The sequence below is a fragment of the Shewanella sp. T24-MNA-CIBAN-0130 genome, assembly GCF_040310185.1.
GTDB lineage: Bacteria > Pseudomonadota > Gammaproteobacteria > Enterobacterales > Shewanellaceae > Shewanella > Shewanella psychromarinicola.
Genome location: NZ_JBEOPP010000526.1, coordinates 1 through 241, shown reverse-complemented (window position 1 = coordinate 241; position 241 = coordinate 1). Strand labels below are relative to the sequence as shown.

Sequence of the window (241 nt, the reverse complement as noted above, 5' to 3'; positions counted from 1 at the left end):
CTCCGTAGTAAGCGGGTCAAACTCCCCACATTGCTGCAGTATTTGCCTTATTCGATTTAGCGCACTTATAAGTTGCGGAGCCATACGTTGACAAGCAGCTGTCGGTTGCATTTGCAGGCCTTGGCGTACAAATAGCGGGTCGTTTAACACTAAACGTAATCGTTTTATCGCATGGCTTACTGCTGATGGCGTTATAAACAACGATTTTGACGCTAAAGTCATGTTTTGTTCAGAATAAAGC

The 241-nt window shown here is 44.4% G+C and carries 1 protein-coding gene; it reads right to left on the bottom strand.

Translation table 11 applies throughout. The annotated features are described in order from the left end of the window. On the bottom strand, positions 1–241 hold a 241-nt coding region (locus tag AAEZ02_RS23375), incomplete at both ends, for a LysR family transcriptional regulator (RefSeq protein WP_351125611.1).